At 62.9% G+C, this 20,419-nt stretch carries 19 protein-coding genes; 11 read left to right on the top strand and 8 right to left on the bottom strand.

Features of this window, described 5'->3' with window-relative positions; translation table 11 throughout:
• The first annotated feature begins 1 nt into the window (after position 1).
• Both AC56QQ_RS17460 and AC56QQ_RS17455 read left to right on the top strand, forming a co-directional pair.
• Positions 2 to 1,768, top strand: a complete 1,767-nt coding sequence (locus AC56QQ_RS17460) for a GMC family oxidoreductase (protein WP_497122806.1) — start codon at positions 2 to 4, stop codon at positions 1,766 to 1,768.
• Entirely contained in the window at positions 1,765 to 2,982 is a 1,218-nt protein-coding gene (locus AC56QQ_RS17455) for a c-type cytochrome (protein ID WP_497122805.1), read from the top strand. Before AC56QQ_RS17460 ends, AC56QQ_RS17455 begins: the two co-directional genes overlap by 4 nt.
• Before the next feature lie 9 nt (positions 2,983 to 2,991).
• On the opposite strand, the gene AC56QQ_RS17450 is transcribed toward AC56QQ_RS17455, so the two are convergent.
• Together AC56QQ_RS17450 and cckA are read right to left on the bottom strand one after the other, a co-directional pair.
• The gene (locus AC56QQ_RS17450) at positions 2,992 to 3,702 is read right to left on the bottom strand and encodes a purine-nucleoside phosphorylase (RefSeq protein WP_497122804.1); all 711 of its coding nucleotides are present in this window, start codon (positions 3,700 to 3,702) and stop codon (positions 2,992 to 2,994) included.
• Between the two features lie 86 nt (positions 3,703 to 3,788).
• Positions 3,789 to 6,362: a cell cycle histidine kinase CckA gene (cckA, locus tag AC56QQ_RS17445; protein ID WP_497122803.1), complete on the bottom strand. Its 2,574-nt coding sequence runs from the start codon at positions 6,360 to 6,362 to the stop codon at positions 3,789 to 3,791.
• 221 nt (positions 6,363 to 6,583) lie between these two features.
• Between cckA and AC56QQ_RS17440 the strand changes: the two genes are divergently transcribed.
• Complete coding sequence (locus tag AC56QQ_RS17440; protein WP_497122802.1) at positions 6,584 to 7,324, top strand: hypothetical protein; 741 nt, start codon at positions 6,584 to 6,586, stop codon at positions 7,322 to 7,324.
• 161 nt (positions 7,325 to 7,485) lie between these two features.
• Here the strand turns inward: AC56QQ_RS17440 and dksA are convergent, their stop codons facing one another.
• Positions 7,486 to 7,902: an RNA polymerase-binding protein DksA gene (gene dksA / locus AC56QQ_RS17435; protein ID WP_010909647.1), complete on the bottom strand. Its 417-nt coding sequence runs from the start codon at positions 7,900 to 7,902 to the stop codon at positions 7,486 to 7,488.
• A 259-nt stretch (positions 7,903 to 8,161) separates the two neighbouring features.
• Between dksA and AC56QQ_RS17430 the strand changes: the two genes are divergently transcribed.
• From AC56QQ_RS17430 to AC56QQ_RS17415, 4 genes are all read left to right on the top strand, one after another.
• A complete protein-coding gene (locus AC56QQ_RS17430; RefSeq protein WP_497122801.1) occupies positions 8,162 to 8,665 on the top strand; it encodes a SixA phosphatase family protein in 504 nt (167 codons plus the stop codon).
• Between the two features lie 76 nt (positions 8,666 to 8,741).
• Positions 8,742 to 10,220: a YcjX family GTP-binding protein gene (locus AC56QQ_RS17425; protein ID WP_497122800.1), complete on the top strand. Its 1,479-nt coding sequence runs from the start codon at positions 8,742 to 8,744 to the stop codon at positions 10,218 to 10,220.
• Positions 10,217 to 11,308 carry a YcjF family protein gene (locus AC56QQ_RS17420; protein WP_497122799.1) on the top strand — a complete coding sequence of 364 codons (1,092 nt, stop codon included), beginning with the start codon at positions 10,217 to 10,219 and terminating at the stop codon, positions 11,306 to 11,308. The genes AC56QQ_RS17425 and AC56QQ_RS17420 overlap by 4 nt, the downstream gene beginning before the upstream one ends.
• A gap of 123 nt (positions 11,309 to 11,431) precedes the next feature.
• Positions 11,432 to 11,986 carry a hypothetical protein gene (locus AC56QQ_RS17415; protein WP_497122798.1) on the top strand — a complete coding sequence of 185 codons (555 nt, stop codon included), beginning with the start codon at positions 11,432 to 11,434 and terminating at the stop codon, positions 11,984 to 11,986.
• Positions 11,987 to 12,066: 80 nt separating this feature from the next.
• Here the strand turns inward: AC56QQ_RS17415 and AC56QQ_RS17410 are convergent, their stop codons facing one another.
• Positions 12,067 to 12,333, bottom strand: a complete 267-nt coding sequence (locus AC56QQ_RS17410; RefSeq protein WP_172228649.1) for a hypothetical protein — start codon at positions 12,331 to 12,333, stop codon at positions 12,067 to 12,069.
• 455 nt (positions 12,334 to 12,788) lie between these two features.
• Between AC56QQ_RS17410 and AC56QQ_RS17405 the strand changes: the two genes are divergently transcribed.
• Both AC56QQ_RS17405 and AC56QQ_RS17400 read left to right on the top strand, forming a co-directional pair.
• Positions 12,789 to 14,624 carry a monovalent cation:proton antiporter-2 (CPA2) family protein gene (locus AC56QQ_RS17405; protein ID WP_497122797.1) on the top strand — a complete coding sequence of 612 codons (1,836 nt, stop codon included), beginning with the start codon at positions 12,789 to 12,791 and terminating at the stop codon, positions 14,622 to 14,624.
• Positions 14,625 to 14,638: 14 nt separating this feature from the next.
• Positions 14,639 to 15,184: a DUF924 family protein gene (locus AC56QQ_RS17400; RefSeq protein ID WP_497122796.1), complete on the top strand. Its 546-nt coding sequence runs from the start codon at positions 14,639 to 14,641 to the stop codon at positions 15,182 to 15,184.
• Positions 15,185 to 15,213: 29 nt separating this feature from the next.
• On the opposite strand, the gene folK is transcribed toward AC56QQ_RS17400, so the two are convergent.
• Genes folK through folP form a run of 3 tightly spaced genes read right to left on the bottom strand, consistent with a single transcriptional unit; the run spans position 15,214 to position 16,925 of the window.
• Positions 15,214 to 15,726: a 2-amino-4-hydroxy-6-hydroxymethyldihydropteridine diphosphokinase gene (gene folK / locus AC56QQ_RS17395; RefSeq protein WP_489861698.1), complete on the bottom strand. Its 513-nt coding sequence runs from the start codon at positions 15,724 to 15,726 to the stop codon at positions 15,214 to 15,216.
• Positions 15,710 to 16,069 (bottom strand): dihydroneopterin aldolase, encoded by a 360-nt coding sequence (folB, locus tag AC56QQ_RS17390; protein ID WP_091575064.1) that lies wholly within the window; start codon positions 16,067 to 16,069, stop codon positions 15,710 to 15,712. The genes folK and folB overlap by 17 nt, the downstream gene beginning before the upstream one ends.
• Before the next feature lie 4 nt (positions 16,070 to 16,073).
• A complete protein-coding gene (gene folP, locus AC56QQ_RS17385) occupies positions 16,074 to 16,925 on the bottom strand; it encodes a dihydropteroate synthase (RefSeq protein WP_497122795.1) in 852 nt (283 codons plus the stop codon).
• A 124-nt stretch (positions 16,926 to 17,049) separates the two neighbouring features.
• Here folP and AC56QQ_RS17380 point away from each other — a divergent pair, with 124 nt between their 5' ends.
• Both AC56QQ_RS17380 and AC56QQ_RS17375 read left to right on the top strand, forming a co-directional pair.
• A complete protein-coding gene (locus AC56QQ_RS17380) occupies positions 17,050 to 17,670 on the top strand; it encodes a DUF922 domain-containing Zn-dependent protease (protein ID WP_489863455.1) in 621 nt (206 codons plus the stop codon).
• Positions 17,671 to 17,891: 221 nt separating this feature from the next.
• Complete coding sequence (locus AC56QQ_RS17375; protein ID WP_497122794.1) at positions 17,892 to 19,367, top strand: MDR family MFS transporter; 1,476 nt, start codon at positions 17,892 to 17,894, stop codon at positions 19,365 to 19,367.
• A gap of 3 nt (positions 19,368 to 19,370) precedes the next feature.
• Here the strand turns inward: AC56QQ_RS17375 and AC56QQ_RS17370 are convergent, their stop codons facing one another.
• Positions 19,371 to 20,402: an NAD(P)/FAD-dependent oxidoreductase gene (locus AC56QQ_RS17370; RefSeq protein WP_497122793.1), complete on the bottom strand. Its 1,032-nt coding sequence runs from the start codon at positions 20,400 to 20,402 to the stop codon at positions 19,371 to 19,373.
• Positions 20,403 to 20,419: the final 17 nt, after the last annotated feature.

Raw genomic sequence — 20,419 nt, 5'->3', positions numbered from 1 at the left:
CATGACAACGATACTGCCTCGCAAAGACGTCGTGATCGTCGGCCTCGGCTGGACAGGAGCTATCCTTGCCCACGAATTGACGGATCATGGCCTGGACGTGCTGGCCATCGAGCGCGGTCCATGGCGCGACACGGCAACCGATTTCAACATCGGGTATGTCCAGGATGAACTGCGCTACGGCGTTCGGCGCGACCTCTTTCTGCAGCCGGCCGTTGAGACCATGACCGTCCGCAACGACCCGTCGCAGATGGCGCTGCCGATGCGCGATTTCGGCTCCTTTCTACCCGGCAACGGTGTCGGGGGTGCAGGTGTGCACTGGAATGGCCACACTTGGCGATTCTGGGATTCGGACTTTCAGATAAGGACCAATCTCACCAGGAAATACGGCGCGTCGAGAATAGCCGATCTCCAGGTCGAGGACTGGGGCGTGACAGGTGCCGAAATGGAGCCCTACTACGACAGGTTCGAATACCTGGCCGGGATTTCGGGCAAGGCCGGCAACATCAAGGGGAAGCTTCAGGAAGGCGGCAATCCGTTCGAGGATCCGCGGTCCCGGGATTATCCGAACCCGCCGATGGAGATGACCTACGCGCCGACCCTGTTCGCCGAGGTCTGCCGATCGATGGGATTGCACCCTTTCCCCACACCATCCGCCAACATGTCGCGAAACTACGTGAACCCGCTGGGCATCTCCATGGGTCAATGCACCTATTGCGGGTTCTGCGAACGTTTTGGCTGCGCCAACTATTCCAAGTCAAGCGCCCAGACCACCATCCTTCCCGTCCTGATGAAGAAGGCCAATTTCGAGGTCCGGACCGACAGCGAAGTACTGCATGTCGATCTCGCCGCCGGAGGCAAGTCGGCGCGCGGCGTGACTTATGTCGACACCTCGGGGCAGGAGTACTTCCAGCCCGCCGATCTCGTGCTGCTGTGTGCCTACGGCCTGCACAATGCCCGGTTGATGATGCTGTCGGGCATCGGAAAGATCTACGACCCGACCAGCGGCGAAGGAACGATCGGACGCAACTACTGCTATCAGACCAATGCCGGCGTGCAGGTGTTCTTTGACGACAAGAACTTCAATCCGTTCATCGCGGCAGGGGCGCTCGGCCAGACAATCGACGATTACAATGGTGACGCTTTCGATCATGGCGCACTGGATTTCGTCGGCGGCGCGGGCATCAACTGCATACCCACCAATGGGCGCCCGATCGGGACCAGACCGACCCTGCCCGGCACACCGAAATGGGGCAGCGCCTGGAAGAAGGCGACGGTCGAGGGCTACAAGAGCACGCTTGCCTACTCGTCCCAGGGAAGCAGCTACGCGACGCGCAACAACTATCTCGATCTCGACCCGACCTACAAGGATCGTTTCGGCCGGCCGCTGATGCGCATGACGTTCGATTTTCCCGACAACGATATCCGGATGTCGACCTATGTGAGCGACCGGATGGAGGAAATCGCCAAGACGCTGGGAGGCAAGCAATACAGCGTCAGCCGCCGCAAGAAGGGCTGGGATAGCGTTCCCTATCAGAGCACCCACAATACGGGCGGCGCCATCATGGGAACGGACCCGAAGAAAAGCGCGGTCAACACGTTCCTGCAAAGCTGGGATGTCCCCAACGTCTTTGTCGTTGGCGCCTCGGCCTTCCCGCAGAACGCCGGCAAGAACCCGACAGGCACGGTCGGCGCCCTGGCCTTTCGCGCCGCCGATGCCATCCGCAACCAATATCTGCGCAATCCGGGGGCACGATTGGTGCAAGCATGAAGAAGCTCATTCTCACACTCGCCGTTGGCGTTGCGGCGCTCGCTATCGGCCCGGCCGCGGGTGCCGACCAGGCCGACCAGATCATACGCGGACAGTATCAGGCCGTGCTCGGCGACTGCGCGGGTTGTCACACTCAACCCGGTGGCAAGCCTCTGGCCGGCGGACTGGCGCTCGAGACACCCTTCGGCACGCTTGTGGCGCCCAACATAACCCCCGACAGTCAGACGGGCATCGGCAATTGGTCGGAGACCGACTTCCGCAACGCGATGAAAATCGGCATTGGCCACAATGGCGTGCGGCTCTACCCCGCCATGCCCTATCCGGCCTATACCAAGATGAACGAGCAGGATATCGCCGACCTGTGGGCCTATCTGACAACCGTTGAGCCGGTTTCGAACAAGGTCGAGGCCAATCAGCTGCCATTCCCGCTGAACATTCGGCTGGCGATGTTGGGTTGGAATGCCCTCAACTTCACCGAAGCAACCTTCAAGCCCGATCCCTCCAAGCCGGCCGACTGGAATCGCGGAGCCTATATTGTCCAGGGCCCCGGTCACTGCGGCACCTGCCATACGCCCAAATCCTTCCTTGGAGCCGACGAGGATAGCGGTTTCCTGCAGGGCGCATCCCTGCAGGGCTGGTTCGCCCCGGACATCACCAACAATGCACAAACGGGTCTTGGGAAATGGTCCGAAGAGGATCTGGTCAAATACCTCAGGACCGGCGTCAACGCGCATTCGATCGCATCGGGTCCCATGGCTGAGGCCATCGAGAACTCTACCTCGAAAATGACCGATTCAGATCTGAAAGCCGTCGCCGTCTACCTCAAGGGCCTGAACTCGGACGCCGGCACCACCCAGCCGGCAAAGCCTGCCCAAACACGGATGGTCGCGGGCGAAGCAATCTACCGTGACAATTGTTCGGCTTGCCATGGTGGCGATGGTGCCGGATCGGGAGTGCTCTTCCCGGCCCTCGCCGGCAACTCAATCGTCGCGCAGGGCAATCCTGAAACGTTGGCCCGGCTCGTCCTCGCCGGAAGTCAGGCCGTGCACACGGCGGATGCGCCGACAACGCCCGCCATGCCCTCTTTGGCCTGGCGCCTGAAAGACCAGCAGATCGCCGACGTATTAACCTACGTGCGCGCTAGCTGGGGCAATTCAGCTCCGGAGATCTCATCCGACGACGTGGCAGCCACACGCAAGGAACTGCTGCCGTAAGTCCGCACTTTAGCTCTCTGCAACGACAGCGAACGCCAGCCGGCTCATATCGGTGAAGAGCGCCTGGCGTTCGGAATAGTCGGTTTGTTCACCGGTGACGATATTGTCGACCACGGTCAGGATCGACAGCGCCCGGGCGCCGAAATAAGCCGCGATGCGATAAAGCGCGGCGGTTTCCATATCCACGGCCAGAGCTCCGGCTGCCTGCGCTTCGACAAAGCGGGCGCGGCCTTCCGGATGATAGAAGATATCGCTGCAAACCGTCAGGCCTGCGTGGGGGTCGATGCCAAATTCGGCCGCCTTGGCCAAGGCGCGGGCAAGCAGCGCCGGATCCGGGCCGGCAGCGGCTTCATAAAGGCCGAAAACCTGACCGCTTTGGGCGCTTTCGGCTCGTGCTGATTGCGAGATGACAAGGCTGCGCAGTTTTGTCTTGGCGGTCAGGCCGCCGCAGGTACCGGTGCGGATCAATGTCCGGGCACCATAAAAATCCAGCAGCTCATGCGCATAGATCAGAAACGAGGAGACGCCGATGCCCGTCGCCTGAATGCTGACCGGTTTGCCGCAAAACAATCCGGTAAAGCCAAGCGCGCCCCGCCGGCGATTGATGCAGCGCGGCGCTTCCAGGAATGTTTCCGCCATCCACTCGGCGCGTTGCGGGTCGCCCGGCAGCAACACCGTACTAGCATAGTCGCCCTTGTCTGCCTCGATATGTGGCGTCAACCGCTGCTCTCCCAAGCCCGCGTGCCGTTTCACCCACAATCATGGCGTTGGCACGGCATTACGCAAGGGCAGAGCATCAGAAGCACCTAGGATTCCAGCACGTCCTTGACGATCGTTGCCAGCTGCTTGAGCGAAAATGGCTTCGGCAGGAAGCCGAAATGCGCATCTGCCGGCAGGTTCCTGGCGAAGGCGTCCTCGGCATAGCCGGACACGAAGACGAACTTGATATCCGGCTGGCGCTTGCGCAGTTCACCAAGCAGCGTCGGCCCGTCCATCTCCGGCATCACCACGTCGGACACGACGATGTCGACCTTGCCGCCCAGCGCCTCGAACACTTCCAGCGCCTCGACGCCCGAGGATGCCTCGTGCACGGTATAGCCGCGCGACACCAGCGCCCGCATGCCGCCCATGCGCACGGCGTCCTCGTCCTCGACGAGCAGCACCGTGGCGGAGCCTGACAGATCCTTGGCCGTATCGACAACCTTCGCCGGCACCGCCGGCACATCGCCGGGCTCGCCCGCTTTCCTCACTTCCGCGATGTGGCGCGGCAGGAAAATGCGGAAAGTCGACCCTTTGCCGACCTCGGAATCGCAGAAGATGAAGCCGCCGGTCTGCTTGATGATGCCGTAGACCATCGACAGGCCAAGGCCGGTGCCCTTGCCGACTTCCTTGGTGGTGAAGAAGGGCTCGAAGATCTTTTTCAGCACGTCGGGCGCGATGCCGCTGCCGGTATCCTCGACTTCGACCACGACATAGTCGGCCGCAGTGAGTTCGCGGTAGGAAAAGGCCTTGCATTCCTCGGCGGTCACATTGCGGGTGCGCACGGTGAGATCGCCGCCGGCCGGCATCGCGTCGCGGGCGTTGACCGCAAGGTTGACCACCACCTGTTCAAACTGCCCGATATCGACCTTGACCGGCCACAGGTCGCGGCCATGGTCGACCTTCAGCTTGATGTCATTGCCGACAAGACGGGCCAGCAACATCCTGAGGTCGGCGAGCACGTCGGTCAGGTTGAGCACCTCGGGCCGCAGCGTCTGCTTGCGCGAGAACGCCAGCAGTTGCCGCACCAGCGAGGCTGCCCGGTTGGCATTCTGCTTGATGTTCATGATGTCGGGGAAGGATGGGTCCGACGGGCGGTGGTTGGTCAACAGCAGGTCCGAGGCCATGATGATGGCGGTGAGCACATTGTTGAAGTCGTGCGCGATGCCGCCGGCAAGTTGGCCGACCGCCTGCATCTTCTGGCTTTGCGCCATCTGGCCTTCGAGTGCCTTCTGCTCCGTGGTCTCGACGGCGTAGACGATGGCCGACTCCTCGGCGCCCTCGCCGCCGGTCCCGTCGGCGACGGCATTGACGTAGAAACGAATGTGCCGTTCATCATTGCCGGGCAACAAGGTGTCGATCGGCTCGATGTCGGCCTGTCGCTGCCGGGCCTTTTCGAAAGCGGAGGCAAAGGCCGGCCGGTCGCGCTCGTGGATCACCGTGTCCAGCCGCACGCGGCGATCGACCGCGTCCCCATCGACGACGGAGGAAAACAGCGACAGGAACGGCGCGTTGGTGCGCAGGATGCGCCCGCTCTTGTCGACAGCGGCAATGGCCATCGGCGTCGAATTGAAGAAACGGGTGAAGCGGACCTCGGAGGCGCGAAGATCGGCGGAGGCATCCTCGCCTTGCGTGCGGTTGAGCACGATCGTGCGCGTCGGGCCGTTGACACCTTCGCGGCTGGCTGAAACGCGATGCATGAAGCGTACCGGCAGCGCCTCGCCTTTCGTTGTCGTCAGATCGAGATCGAGGACTGCGTTGCGCGTGGTGCCCGGATCGGCCTTGACCGAGCGGACCAGTGCCATGCCATCGCCGGCTACGATCTCCGGCAAGGTGACGGAGCCGGGCGTGAAGCTGGTGAGGTCGATACCCAACCATTCGGCAAGCGTGGCGTTGATGTAGGTGACGCGGCCATCCTGGTCGGCCGAAAAGAAGCCGGCCGGCGCGTGGTCGAGGTGATCGATCGCCTTCTGCAGGTCGAGGAAGAAGCGCTCCTGCTCGGCCCGCTCCTGCGAAATGTCGGCAAGTTGCCAGGCCAGCATCGGCAGCCGCTGACCCGGCACGCTGAAGGTGCGGGCGCGGGCCCGGTACCAGCGGGCGCCCGGCTCGGCGCCTGGCCGAATGGACTGCGCGAGCCGAAACTCGCCATCACCCGGCTGGCCGTCGCGCAGGCCGGACGCCAGACGATAAATCGTCACGGAGGCTTCGGGAACATCCGAGAGCAAGCCCTCGACCGTCTTCAGGTCGGCCGCCGACGACGCTCCGGTCATGTCGGCATAAGATCGATTGGCGTAGACGACACGGCCCTTGGTATCCGTCACCAGAAGGCCCTGCGACATCGAATCAACGAATGCCTTCGACAGTTCATCGCCTGTCGAGCGTGGCGTGATCTGCACGAAGCCGATCGCCGTGGCGAACAGGAAGCCGACACCGATCATCGCCAGCACGCCGAGCATGCCGAGCAGGAAAGGATCACCGAGGCGCTCGCGGAAGAGGCCGAAGATGATCGCGGCCCCAGTCAGAACGACGATGAAAATGATAAGCCGGGTGACCGCGCCCGGTCGCGTGTTCTGGTCGACGATCGGTACCGGATAGAAATCGCCGCGCGCTTCCTTGGCCATGTGCCCCCTGCTCGTGAATTCCGGTGTCCGACACCCGCCCCTAGCGGGTTGAATCACATTCTCCTAGTCCGGAAAAGGCCTGGGCGGCAAATGTCAGATAAAAATGACGTTCTTCGGCCTTTGGAGTTTTCAAGCTGTTCACGAGCATGAATGGCAACTTGCGGTAGCCAGTCGCTACGGTCTAGAGTCGCTTCACTTCCAAAGGCGATCAGGGGAAACCAATGCAATGGCTGGATAGCGTGGCGGGCCCCGGATATGCCGCGGCACTGCTGTGGACTTTTGCAGCTCTTATTCTGCTGGTCATCGTTCTCGTCGTCATCAAGCTCGTGCGCAACCTGACCTTCGGAACCTTTGTCGCCGGCGGCAGGAACCGCAAGACGCGGCTGGCCGTCATGGACGCGACCGCCGTCGATAGTCATCGCCGCCTGGTGCTGGTGCGCCGGGATGACATCGAACATCTGATTCTGATTGGCGGCCCGACCGACGTCGTCGTCGAACGCGATATCCGGCTGTCGGCGCCGCGCCGTCCGGCGCTGACCGGAGATGGCGGCTTGCAACCGGTCCAGGCTACCGCCGCCCCGGCGGCGCGACCGCGTGCGCCTCAACCCGCTCCACCGCCTCCAAGACAGGCTCCGCAGCCCGTGACCACGGCGGCGCCTGCCCGTCCGCGTCCGGCCGAGCCGGCTCCAGCGCCAGCCCCGAAACCGGTGACGCAAAGCTACCAGCCGACCAACGTCACGCCGTTGCCAGCCTATGGGTCAGCGAACGCCAATGTCATTCGGCACGCGCCGCCGCCGCCAATCCAGGACAGCATCGACGATACGTTGATGAAGGAGCTCGAAGTCTCGCTCGACCAGCCCCGTTCGGGCGGCCCGGTGGGCAAACCGGCGGCAAAGACACCGCCGTCGCTCGACGATGAAATGACCAAGCTTCTAGGCGAGCTCGCCAGCCACAAGAGATAATCGGTTCCCGGGTCGCCGCCCGCCGGTGGAACTGGACTGGTCAAGGCCTTGGGCTTCTTTGCACCGATGCGTGGCGTGGCCATGGAATAACCGAAAAGCCGGCCATTCCAACATCAACATCGCCGCAAACTGTCCTGGCCGCCGCCCTTTTGGGCGATGCGTCAGTCGTCGCGATAGACTTTTTCGCGGCGCTCGTGCCGCTCCTGCGCTTCGATCGACAACGTCGCGATTGGACGCGCATCGAGCCGCTTCAACGCGATCGGCTCACCGGTCTCCTCGCAATAGCCATAGGTGCCTTCGTCGATGCGCTGCAAGGCGGAATCGATCTTTGCAATGAGCTTGCGTTGACGGTCGCGGGCCCTGAGCTCGATGGCGCGGTCGGTTTCCGAAGAGGCGCGGTCGGCGAGATCGGGGTGGTTGGCGTTTTCCTGCTGCAGGATTTCGAGAGTTTCGCGCGCTTCGCGCAATATGTCATTCTTCCAAGTGACGAGCTTCAGGCGGAAGTAGGATTTCTGCCGTTCGTTCATGAACGGCTCGTCTTCGGAGGGTACGTAATCGGCGGTAACGATGTCGTTCATTCGACTCACCCAAACTGCCCCAAATTTGGGGCCTATATATTCGCCGCCAGACGCCTGCACAAGCGCAATCGGCCGCCGTCTCACGCAATTGTTAATGTCAGGTAGCGGAGCATCAGCGGCGCCCTTTCCGAGATCGATGCGAGCAAATTCACATGTGATTCGTTATGCTTGATGGGAAAGGGCCATTGTGCGCCCAGCCTTTCTCATGGCTAATCCGGCAACGTCTTGGGCTTCGCCACGCGACACCAACGGGGGTTCGGTGAACAGACTTTATCTGTTGAGACATGCCAAGGCCGGCTGGGCGCTGCCCGGCGTGCGCGATTTCGATCGTCCGCTCGATGCATCCGGCCGCGCCGATGCCGAGGCTATGGGGGCAGCCATGCGCGCCAGGGGCTATATTCCGGACCTCACCCTTTGCTCCAATGCCAAACGCGCGCGCGAGACGCTGGAGGGGCTGGCCAACCAGACCGACACTGGCAAGGTTCTGTTCCTCGATACGCTCTACAGCGAAGACGCTGCCGGATACCTGTCCATAATACGAGGCAATGGCGGCTCCGGCTCGTTGCTGGTCATCGGCCACAACCCGATGACGGAAGATCTCGCCTTGGCGGTTTCGGGCGACGGCGACGAGATGGCCCGGGCGATGCTGAGCCACGGTTTCCCGACTTCGGGACTGGCAGTCGTGCGCTTCGGCGGCGATCTGGCGAAAGCCACTCAGGGCGCCGGCTATCTCGAGGCCTTCCTGACACCGGCCGATCTCTGATGTCGGTCTCCGGCGCCATTTCAAAGCCGGGTTCCAGAGCCTATATCGGACGGACCGAAGCCCGAAAGATCATATTTTGGCATCATCGCTGACCACCTTCACCGACGAGGCGAGAATTGCACTCGACACGCTCTCGGGCCGCGCCACCGGGCTTTTTTCTCCATCGCTGCGACTTGGCGTGACGGGATTGTCACGCGCCGGCAAGACGGTCTTCATATCCGCCTTTGTTCACAACCTGATCCATGGTGGGCGCCTGCCGCTGTTCGCAGCGCAGAAGTCCGGGCGCATCGCCCGCGCCTTCCTTGAGCAGCAGCCGGACGATGCCGTACCGCGCTTCCAGTACGAAGATCACATCGCCGCCTTGGTCAACGACCGCGCCTGGCCTGACTCGACACGCGCCATTTCGGAGCTGCGGCTGACCATCGAATACGAATCGGCCTCGGGCTGGAGCCGCATGTTTTCCTCCGGCAAACTGTCGGTCGATATCGTCGACTATCCGGGCGAATGGCTGCTCGACCTGCCGCTGCTGGGCAAATCCTTCGGCGACTTTTCGCGCGAGGCGCTCGAACTGGCCGCTCTGCCGGTGCGCGAAGACCTGTCGCGAGTCTGGCGGGCAATCTCAGCCGAAATCGACCCGAACGCCGACGCCGACGAGATGACCGCGCGCCGTCTCGCCGAAAGCTTCGCCGCCTACCTGAAAGCATGCAAGCTCGACGAGCGGGCGCTTTCGACCTTGCCGCCCGGTCGCTTCCTGATGCCTGGCGATCTCGAAGGCTCTCCGGCGCTGACCTTCGCGCCCCTGGCCGATGTCGGCGACAGGCGCCCGCGCCCCGGGTCGTTGCACGCCATGATGGAAAGGCGCTACGAGGCCTACAAGACCCATGTCGTCAAGCCTTTCTTCCGCGAACACATCGCGCGTCTGGATCGCCAGATCGTGCTGATCGACGCCATGCAGGCGCTGAACGCCGGCCCTGGCGCCATGGCTGACCTTGAGCGTGCGGTGACCGAGATCCTCAGCTGTTTCCGTCCTGGCCGGGGCAGCTTCCTCACCGACCTGTTTTCGCGGCGCATCGACCGCATTCTGGTCGCCGCGACAAAGGCCGATCACCTGCACCATGAAAGCCATGACCGTCTGCAGGCGATCGTACGGCGGCTGGCCGACCGCGCCGTGGCGCGTGCGAATTTCACCGGCGCCGATGTCGATGTGGTCGCCATGGCGGCGGTGCGCGCGACGCGCGAGGGCACCGTCAAGCAAGGCCGGGAGACGCTTCCAGTCATTATGGGCACCCCGATCGCTGGCGAGAAGATCAATGGCGAAATGTTTGATGGAAAGACGGAAACGGCCATATTTCCCGGTGACTTGCCGGAGAACATTGATGCTGTATTCGATGTTTCGGGACCCGACCACAGACAGGACTCCGCCGATCCGACAATCCGCTTCGTCCGCTTCCGCCCGCCAAAGCTCGAACGCACGGCCGAAGGCGTCACGCTGTCGCTGCCGCATATCCGGCTCGACCGCGCCTTGCAGTTCCTGATTGGAGATCGTCTGGCATGACCGCGCCCCGCAAGCCGGCTGCATTCCGCATCGAGCCGGAAGCCGTATCAAGACAAGAGGCGCCGGAGGCGCGCCGCGCCCCGGCTGAGACCCCGCGGAAACCCCGCGCGATGAAGGCCGACACCGCGCTGGTCATACCGGCACAGGTCGACGTCTTCGACGAGCCCGACATTGTCGCCGCTGAACCGCCACCAGCGATCGCCCCCAGAAAAGGCTCGCTGCTCGGCAGCATCTTCTTCGGCGCGTTTGGGGTGCTGGTTTCGCTGGCTGTCGGCCTGTGGACAGATCAGCTGATACGCGAGCTGTTCGCGCGCGCCGAATGGCTGGGCTGGCTGGCAGCCGGCATGGCGGCCATCGCCGTACTGGCACTCCTGGTCATCCTGATTCGCGAGTTCCTGGCCATCGCCCGCCTCGCCGAAGTCGAAAAGCTGCAAAAGCGGGCTCTCGATGCGATCGCGCGTGACGATCCCAGGGCGGCACGGTCGGTTGTTGACGAGCTGTCGGCCTTTGTCGCGGCCAAACCCGAGACCGCGGCCGGCCGGCGCGCGCTCGCCGAACTGCGCGGCGAGATCATCGATGGCGGCAATCTGGTGCGCTTGGCCGAAGCGGAAATTCTTGGCCCTCTCGATGCCAGGGCAAAGGTGATGATTCTCGAGGCCGCCAAACGCGTCTCGCTGGTGACGGCGGTCAGCCCGCGCGCGCTCGTCGATGTCGCCTATGTCGTGTTCGAGGCCGGGCGCCTCATTCGCCGCCTGTCGGAACTCTATGGAGGGCGGCCAGGAACGCTGGGTTTCTTCCGCCTGGCACGCAGCGTGCTCGCCCATCTGGCGGTCACCGGCTCGATCGCGGTTGGCGACAGTTTTGTCCAGCAGATCGTCGGCCACGGCCTGGCTGCACGCCTTTCGGCAAAGCTTGGCGAGGGTGTCATCAACGGCATGATGACGGCGCGCATCGGCATCGCCGCGATGGAGACAGCAAGACCCCTGCCCTTCAGCGCCGCCAGGCGTCCGGGACTGGGCGATTTCCTGTCCGCGCTGACCTCATTTGCAACAAGGAAAGACGCCGAAACAACCGAACCCGGCAAATAACGCCCGCGCCTTCCGCACGGCTGCCGGATTGCGGTTTCGAGGCCTGGCAGTGACGAAGCATTAACCAATCTTGTTCATGGTCAGACGGGTTCCAAACAGCCTCTTTGTTGCCGGGTGTCGTCGATGAAAAGCGTAATTCTGTCCAGCGTCCTGCCCTTGGCGGCCGCGATCGCCGCAGTCGTCGGTATTGCCTCAGGGGCGTCCGCGGCGGAACCGGACAAGCAATTCTTCCAGTCGGCCGAAGGCAAGTGGGTCGGCCCGGGAGAAATCGTCGCCGGCAAGTACAAGGGCACGAAATTCAACTGCAGCTTCACCGGCTCGACGCCCGACGGCAAGATGGGCATGACGCTCGATGGTGGCTGCCGGGTCGGCATGTTCACCCAGCAAATGTCGGCCAGGATCGAGCGCAAGGGCCGCGAAGGCTACAGAGGCAGCTTCATGGGCGGCGCGGCCGGCGCCGGTCTCGATATCATCGGCGGCAATGTGGTCGATGCCCGCAAGGTGGTTTTCACCATCAATCGCAATCAGCTGCGCGGTGTCATGCAGGCTCGCATTCCCGACGACAATTCGATGACGGTGACCGTTGCGGTCCGGGTCTCCGATCAGCTGGTGCCGGTGATCGGCATGAGCCTGAAGCGCGTTGATACGGTCGAAGTCGGCTCCATCGCGCCGAACTGAACAATCATCGGTCGCCTGCTACAGAAAAGGCGGCGACCCAACGGTCACCGCCTCGTTGGAAACCGTTTTAATCAGGGCACTTAGCCCTTGATCGCGGCTGTCACCTCGTCATAGGCCTTGCAGGCGTCGGCCAGTGTCGTGGCGCCCTGATACTTGGTCGTCACCGCCTGGACCTTGGCCGTCAGATCGGCCGCCTTGGACGGATCCTTGGTGATCGCCTCCTGCAGCGCCGCAGCCATGTCCTGCGCCTTCTTGGTCGCGATCTCGGTCGTGCACTCCGGCGCCTTCGAACAAGCCGAGCCAGCAAGCACCGCCAAGCCGACGGCAACAAACAAAAACTTCTTCATGTCAGTCATCTCCTCAAAAAGGGCACGACTTGATCGTCGCTCGCCCTCCAATGGCCGAAGCCAATCGTCCTTAGCCTTCGATTGTGGCAACAAGCAACGCGCGTTTGGCGTAAACTTGTGCAACGCGCTTCCAACATGGCCGGTGGGATTTGCACTGTTCGCGCCCCGCCGAGGCTCCCACCTGTGCCGCTTGGCGCATACCCGCGAAAATCGGAGTGATTTCCGCGGCGGCCATGTGCAAATCAGAATGCTGCCTTACGAAAATCGGAATCGATTTTCGCTGGGATCCATGTGCAAAAACAAAATGCTGCCTTACGAAAATCGGAATCGATTTTCGCTGGGATAATGCGCAAAATTGAAGTGCTGCAGCGTCTTTTGGAAGTCCGCGAGGACTGTCTTGTGCTGCAACTCCGGCTGCATAAGGCTGCGGTCCTCAAACGAGCGGAATGGCGGGCATGGCGGTAGAGGCATCGAGCAGCGATCTGGTCCAGGTGGTGGCACTGCTTGCTGCCGGCGTTGTCGCCGTTCCCATCTTCAAGCGCATGGGCCTGGGCTCCATTCTTGGCTATCTGGCCGCCGGCGTGGTGATCGGCCCCTTCGGTCTTCGCATCTTTTCCGAATCAGGAGCCATTCTTCATGTCGCCGAACTCGGCGTGGTGATGTTCCTGTTCATCATCGGGTTGGAAATGCAGCCATCACGGCTTTGGGGCCTGCGCCGCGAGATCTTTGGCCTCGGTGCGCTGCAGGTCGGCGTCTGCGCCGTTTTGCTGACCGGTGTCGGCGTGGCCGGAGGCTTTCCAATCTCGCAATCCTTCATCGCCGGCGCCGGCTTCGTGCTGACCTCGACGGCAATCGTCATGCAACTGCTCGAGGAGCGCGGCGAAATCGCCGCGCCAAAAGGCCAGCGCATTGTCTCCATCCTGCTGCTCGAGGATCTGGCGATCGTGCCACTGCTGGCCTTGATTGCCTTCCTGGCGCCCGGTGGTGCCGATACCAGCCTGACGGAACGCCTGACCGAGATCGGCATCGGCCTTGCGGCGATCGTCGGACTGGTGCTGGCCGGACGCTATCTGCTCAATCCGTTCTTCCGCATCCTGGCGGATGCCCGTGCCCGCGAAGTGATGACGGCGGCGGCACTTCTGGTCGTTCTCGGGTCCGCGCTCGCCATGCAACTCAGCGGCCTGTCAATGGCGATGGGCGCATTCCTGGCCGGCGTGCTTCTGTCCGAATCGACCTTCCGCCATCAGCTCGAAGCCGACATCGAACCGTTCCGCGGCATCCTGCTCGGCCTGTTCTTCCTTGCGGTCGGCATGTCGCTCGACCTGCATGTGGTGGTCGAGAACTGGCGGCTGATCGCCATCTATGTCGTCGCCTACATGGTGATGAAGGCGCTCGGCATCTACATCGTCGCCCGCATCCTGAAAACCGGCCATCGCGAAGCGCTGGAACGTGCCGTCTTCATGGCGCAAGGCGGCGAATTCGCCTTCGTCCTCTATTCCGCCGCCGCCGCGGTCGGCATCATCGACGGTCAGGCCAACGCCACGCTAACCGCGATCGTCATCATCTCCATGGTGCTGACGCCACTGGCGATTGTCGCGCTGCGGTATCTCACGCCGCGCGACGAGCAGTCGCTCGATGGGGTCGATGTTGCCGACGGCCTTACCGGAAGCGTTCTGATCATCGGCTTCGGCCGTTTTGGCCAGATCGCCAGCCAGCCGCTGCTGCTGCGCGGCATCGACGTGTCGATCATCGACAACGATGTGGAGATGATTCAGGCGGCGGCCGATTTCGGCTTCAAGGTCTATTATGGCGACGGCACGCGGCTCGATATCCTGCACGCCGCGGGTGCGGGTCGGGCGCGCGCCGTGCTGATCTGCGTCGACAAGCCCGACGCCGCCGTTCGCATCGCGGAGCTCGTCAAGGCAGAGTTTCCCTTGCTTATGGTGCTGGCGCGCGCATTCGATCGCGGCACCGCGCTACAGCTCATTCGCGCTGGCGTCGATTATCAACTCCGCGAAACTTTCGAATCGGCACTCGTCTTTGGTGGCTCAGCCCTAGAATCGCTGGGCGTGGATCCGGGAGACGTGGCTGAAACGATCGAGGACGTCAGACGCCGCGACACCGCCCGCTTCGAAACCCAGCTCGCCGAAGGCGTTCGCGCCGGACAGCGCTTCCTGAGGGGCAATATCGGCACGCCGATTCCAACACCGCTGTCCACGCCGCGCCGCCCTGGCCAGGCTCTCAACGAAGAGACCGCCGGCGTGCTGCACAAATCCGAAACCGCGGATTGAACGAGGACCCAAGCATGGAATTGGACAGCCGAGCCTTGTCGGTCACCAAATTCTGGCGTGATGCCGGCGAGGACGCATGGTTCGAGAAGAACGAGGCTTTCGATGCCGACTTCCGCAACCGCTTTCTCGAGCTGCACTATGCAGCCGCGCGGCGTGAATGCGACGACTGGTCAGCGCATGCCGAGGGTTCGCTGGCGCTGATGATCCTGCTCGACCAGTTTCCGCGCAACTGCTTTCGCGGCACCGGCCATATGTACGCGACCGACCCGCTGGCCAGATATTTCGCCGCAAAGGCGATCGCGGCTGGCCATGATCTGGAGCTCGACGAAGAAATCCGAGTCTTCCTCTATCTGCCGTACGAGCATTCGGAACTTCCCACCGACCAGCAGATATCGGTCGATCTGACGCAGGCCAGGGCCGAACCCTATCTGAAGTACGCTGTCGAGCACCGTGATATCATCCTGCGTTTCGGCCGCTTTCCGCACCGAAACAGGATGCTTGGCCGCGAGACCACACAGCAGGAGCAGGCGTTTCTGGATGACGGCGGATTTTCCGGTTAAAAGGATCCCGCTCTCGCCTCGCCCACGCGTCAGACCAGCCACCAATCCCGGCCGGATGGCAATCGCTCGATACCCGAGGTGTCGACGGCAACCAGCCGATCCGTGATGCTGCGACCGCCGACAACCAGGCCGGGCGCGATCTCGGCCAGCGGCGCGAGCACGAAGGCGCGCTCCAGCATGCGCGGGTGCGGCACTTCCAGTCCAGTCTCGTGAATGACGCGTTCGCCAAACACCAGAATGTCGATATCGATCAGCCGCGGACCCCAACGCTCCTCGCGCACCCGCTTCAGTTTGCGCTCGGCATCGAGACAGAGGTCGAGCAAGGCACGCGGCGCAAGCCTGGTGGAAATTTCGGCAGCCGCATTGAGAAAGTCCGGCTGATCGAGCTTGCCCCAGGGCGGTGTGCGATAGAGCGAGGAGACACCGGTGACACGCGTGTCGCCATCGGCATCCAGCATGCGCAGCGCCGCGCCCATCGACTTCGCCGGGTCGCCAAGATTGCCGCCAAGACTGAGGTAGACAGTGCTATTCGGGCCAGACAACGGTCACCTCGACGTAGTCGAGCACGCCGGGCACCGGGGCGTTGGGCTTGCGCACCGTGATCTCGGCCTTTTTGATCTGCGGGAAACGCGCCGTCAGCGCACGGGCCACTTCGAGCGCCAGGGCCTCGATCAGAAAGCGCCGCTGCCCCGTAATGATCTTTTCGATCACCGTGAAGGCGATGCCATAGTTGACGGTGTCCTCGATGGAATCCTCGACGAGCGCCCGGCCTGGATCAACCGTGAGAGCGGCATCGACATAGAAGCGCTGACCGAGCCTTTCCTCCTCGTCCAGCACGCCGTGCCGGGCAAAGAAGGCGCAATTCTTCATGCGGATAACATACATTGCTTCAGCAGCCTGCTCGCTCGGTTTCACGCGCCAGCATAGCATCTGCTAACGCCAGCGCGTCCACGTTGAATGCGACATCATGGACGCGAAACAGGTCGGCGCCTTTGAGCCTCAGGATAACGCTGGTCGCCGCCGTCCCGGCAGCTCTGTCGGCCGCGTCGCGGCCGGTGACGCTGCCGATGAAGCGTTTTCGCGACGTGCCAGCCATCAGCGGAAAGCCGAGCGCGTTGAGTTCGGAAAACCGCGCCATCAGGTCGAGATTTTCCTCGGCCGTCTCCTTGGCAAAGCCAAAACCGGCATCAAGCACGATATGGTCGTCGGTGACACCGTGTCGGCGGGCGATCTCCAGCGATTTTCCGAGGAACGCCAACTGGTCGGCGATCACATCCGGCAACTTCTCGCGATCTCGCCCTGTATGCATGATGACAAGGCCGGCGCCCGTGTCGGCGGCGACACGCGCAATGTCGGGCTCGCGCTGCAGCCCCCAGACATCGTTGACGATATGGGCGCCGGCAGAGACGGCAAGCCGGGCGGTGTCCGCGCGATAGGTGTCGACCGAAATCAGCACCTCGCCGGCGCTCGCCAGCGCCTCGATCACGGGCAGGATGCGGGCCTGCTCCTCGCGGGCCGATATCGCGGCGGCACCGGGGCGGGTCGATTCTCCACCGACGTCGACGACCAGCGCCCCTTCCCCCACCATGCGGCGTGCCTGGGCCAACGCCTTTTCGGGCGCATCGAACAGGCCGCCATCGGAAAAGCTGTCAGGCGTCACATTGAGGATGCCGACGACCACCGCCTTGCCGCCAAGTTCGAGATGGCGTCCATGCGCCAGTTGCCATCGCCTGGCCGTCATTGCTCAGCAACCATGGGGCTCATCAACCATGTGTGATCCGCAGCGGATCAATTCCGTTGCGCCGGCAACGGCCGTAAAGCAAGGTGGTCGAAGAGGCAACATGATGAAACGATCCATGCTTTGCATGAAACGATCCCTGCTTGGCGCGCTGCTGATCGCCGTGACCCCGCTCCCGGCGGGTGCGGCCAATCTCGTCAAGACATACAGCTATTTTTCCATTGACGGCAGCACGCTCGACGATATCGAGATGCAGCTCTCCAAACGTGGTCCCGAGGTGAAAAGCACAGGGGGGCGCCACCCGGGCGCCACGCAGATGGCGTTCACAACCCGCATCAGCTATGCGCAGACAGCGAAGTCCTGCCGGATCGCCGACGCGGTGGTGACCGTCAAGGTGAAGGTGATCCTTCCCGAGTGGCGCCGCCCACGCAAGGCGGATGCCGACGTAAGGCTGTTCTGGGATACGTTGTCGGCCGACATCAAGCGCCATGAGGAGCGCCATGTCGAGATTGCCAGGAACCATGGCCGCGAACTCGAAGACGCCCTGAAAGCAACCTACCCGCAAAGGAATTGCGAGGCAGCCAAGGCCAAGGCCGCCCAAATCACCGCGGCAGTGCTGGCCAGGCACGACCAGGATCAATTGCGGTTCGACCGCGTCGAAAGCGTCAATTTCGAAAGCCGCATCCTGCGGCTGCTGCGCTACCGGACGGAGCGCATCGAGAACGGCCGGCTGCCACCACCGGCCTGAGTCCTGGCGATGCGTTGAACGGTGCCGTCGCGAGCCAATTCAGCCGAAGCGTGGTGCCAGCTTCGAAAAATTTTCGGGCACCGGTCGAAATCCGCCTATAGGGGACGACATATGTCGGGGTTCGCGATGCGGACCTCGAAAGATCAATGCGGCCAAACGCGGTCAACGCACTGGGATGGCTGGATGAGGCCGGCCAGCCGCAAGCATACGGATGAATGGATATGGACCAGACTGTCGGCAAGCAGACGGCGGTGAAGACGGATGCGCCGCTCAGCGAACGCGAAAAGAACGCCATCATCGGCGGCGTTCTCCTGTCCATGCTGCTGGCCGCGCTCGATCAGACCATCGTCGCGCCGGCGATGCCGACGATGGCGCGCCTGCTTGGCCATGCCGAATATCTGCCCTGGATCGTCACCGGTTATCTCCTGACCGCCACGGCGGTGGCGCCCCTCTATGGCAAGATCTCGGACGTTCATGGTCGCCGGCCGACGGTTTATGCGGCGATTCTCATATTCCTTGCCGGATCCCTGGTCAGCGCCATGGCGCCCAGCATGCTGGTGCTGATCGTCGGCCGCGCGATCCAGGGTGCCGGCGGCGGCGGCCTGTTTGCGCTGGCGCAGACCGTGATCGGCGACCTCGTACCACCACGAGAGCGTGCCCGTTACACGGCGTGGATCTCGGGCACCTGGGCGGTCGCCAGCATCGCCGGTCCGCTTCTGGGCGGCACCTTCGCCGAACATCTGCATTGGTCCTTGATCTTCTGGATCAACATTCCGCTTGGTCTGGTCGCCATGGCCATGATCAACAAACCACTGAAGAAGTTGCCAATCGCCGCGAAACATCATCGCATCGATGGCCTCGGCGCGCTGCTGCTCGTCGCGGCCACCGCCTTGCTGCTGCTGGCTTTGAACTGGGGCGGCAGCGAATATCCGTGGCTGTCACGCGAAATCCTCGGGCTGCTCGCTAGCTCGGCGGTCATATGGAGCTTTTTTGCGTTGCGGTTGCTGCGCGCCGCCGAGCCACTGGTCTCGCTCGAAGTGCTTGGCAACCCGATCGTTCTTGCCGGAACCCTCTCGATGTTCCTGCTGCAGGCCGCCAATATCGGCCTGGCGGTCTACCTGCCGGTCTACCTGCAGTCGATCCTCGGGCTGTCGGCCAGTGCATCGGGAACCGCCATGCTCGGGCTCATGCTCGGCACCGTTGCCGGCGCCACCCTCAGCGGCCGCACGATTCAGCGTTTCGTTCACTACAAGCGGATCGCGATGATCGGGGTGACCTTCGCCATCCTGTGCCTCGGCGTACTCAGCCTGGTGGCGGGACATGCTTCGCTGCTGATCGTCGAGATCCTGACGACCTGCATCGGCCTGGGAAGCGGGACGACATTTCCGGTTGCCACCGTGTCGGTCCAAAACGCCGTCGATCAGGCCCACCTCGGCGTCGCCACCGGCGTGTTGACCTTCCTTCGCTCATTGGGCAGCGCGCTTGGCGTCGCCGTCCTCGGCGCGGTCGCGCTCGGCTACGGCCTGCCGCTGGCCAGCGAAGGCGTGCAGGCGGCCAGCGCCGCCGTCGAGGCCGCGGCGTTCGTCATGATCTTCCTCACGGCGGCGGCAATGCTGTTGATGGCGCTCGTCGCGCTCGGGCTGATGCCGGAAAAGCCGCTGCGCGGCCACACCGCGGCTCCTGTGCTAGCCGACTAGAGGTCAGGCTTCAACGACGCCAAGCTTCTTCTGCAGGCTCGTAGACGAGGTCGTGTACTGGAACACGATGCGCTCACCGGGGCTGATGATGCGCTTGGCGGCCTGCGCCATCAGCGCAACTTCGTGGAAGCCCGACAAGATGAGCTTCAGCTTGCCCGGATACCAGTTGATGTCGCCGACCGCGAAGATGCCGGGCACCGATGTCTGGAACTTCTCGGTATCGACCGGAATGAGGTTTTCGTGAAGATTGAGCCCCCACTCCGCGATCGGTCCGAGCTTCATGGTCAGGCCGAAGAACGGCAGCATGCGCGTACAGGGTACCTCGACATCACCGTCCGGCCCCTTGATGACGGCAGATGAGAGCTGGCCGTCGGCGCCAGCCAGCCCGGTAACCTGCCCGACCTGGAACGCCAGCTGCTTCATCTCCTGCATGGCATACATCTTGTTGACGCTGTCGGGCGCCGCGCGGAATTCCGGCCGCCGGTGGACCAGCGTCACGCTCTTTGCCACAGGCTGCAGGTTGAGCGTCCAGTCGAGCGCCGAATCGCCGCCACCGACGATGACGAGGTCGTGGCCGCGAAAGTCTTCCATCCGGCGCACCGAATAGAGGACACTTTTGCCTTCATAGGGTTCAATGCCCGGGATCGGGGGGCGCTTCGGCTGGAAGGAGCCACCGCCGGCGGCAATCACCACGACCTTGGCCTCGAACACCTCGTTCTCGTCCGTGGTGACGCGAAAACTGCCGTCCTCCAGCTTTTCGAGGCTGGAAACCATGCGGTTGTAGGTGAAGTCAGGCTTGAATGGTGCGATCTGCTCGAGCAGCTTGTCGACCAGTCCCTGCGCCGAGATCGAAGGCCAGCCGGGAATGTCGTAGATCGGCTTCTCCGGATAGAGTTCCGCGCACTGGCCGCCCGGCCGGTCGAGGATGTCGATCAAATGGCATTTCATGTCGAACAGGCCGAGCTCGAACACGGCAAACAGGCCGACCGGCCCTGCCCCGACAATGAGCACGTCTGTCTTGGTGATGTCGGTCATGCGATGGGCCTCGGTGT

It is taken from the genome of Mesorhizobium sp. RCAM 05099 (assembly GCF_059683685.1).
The sequence above is the reverse complement of the archived record's forward strand: the minus strand, read 5'-3'. Positions and strand labels throughout refer to the sequence as shown.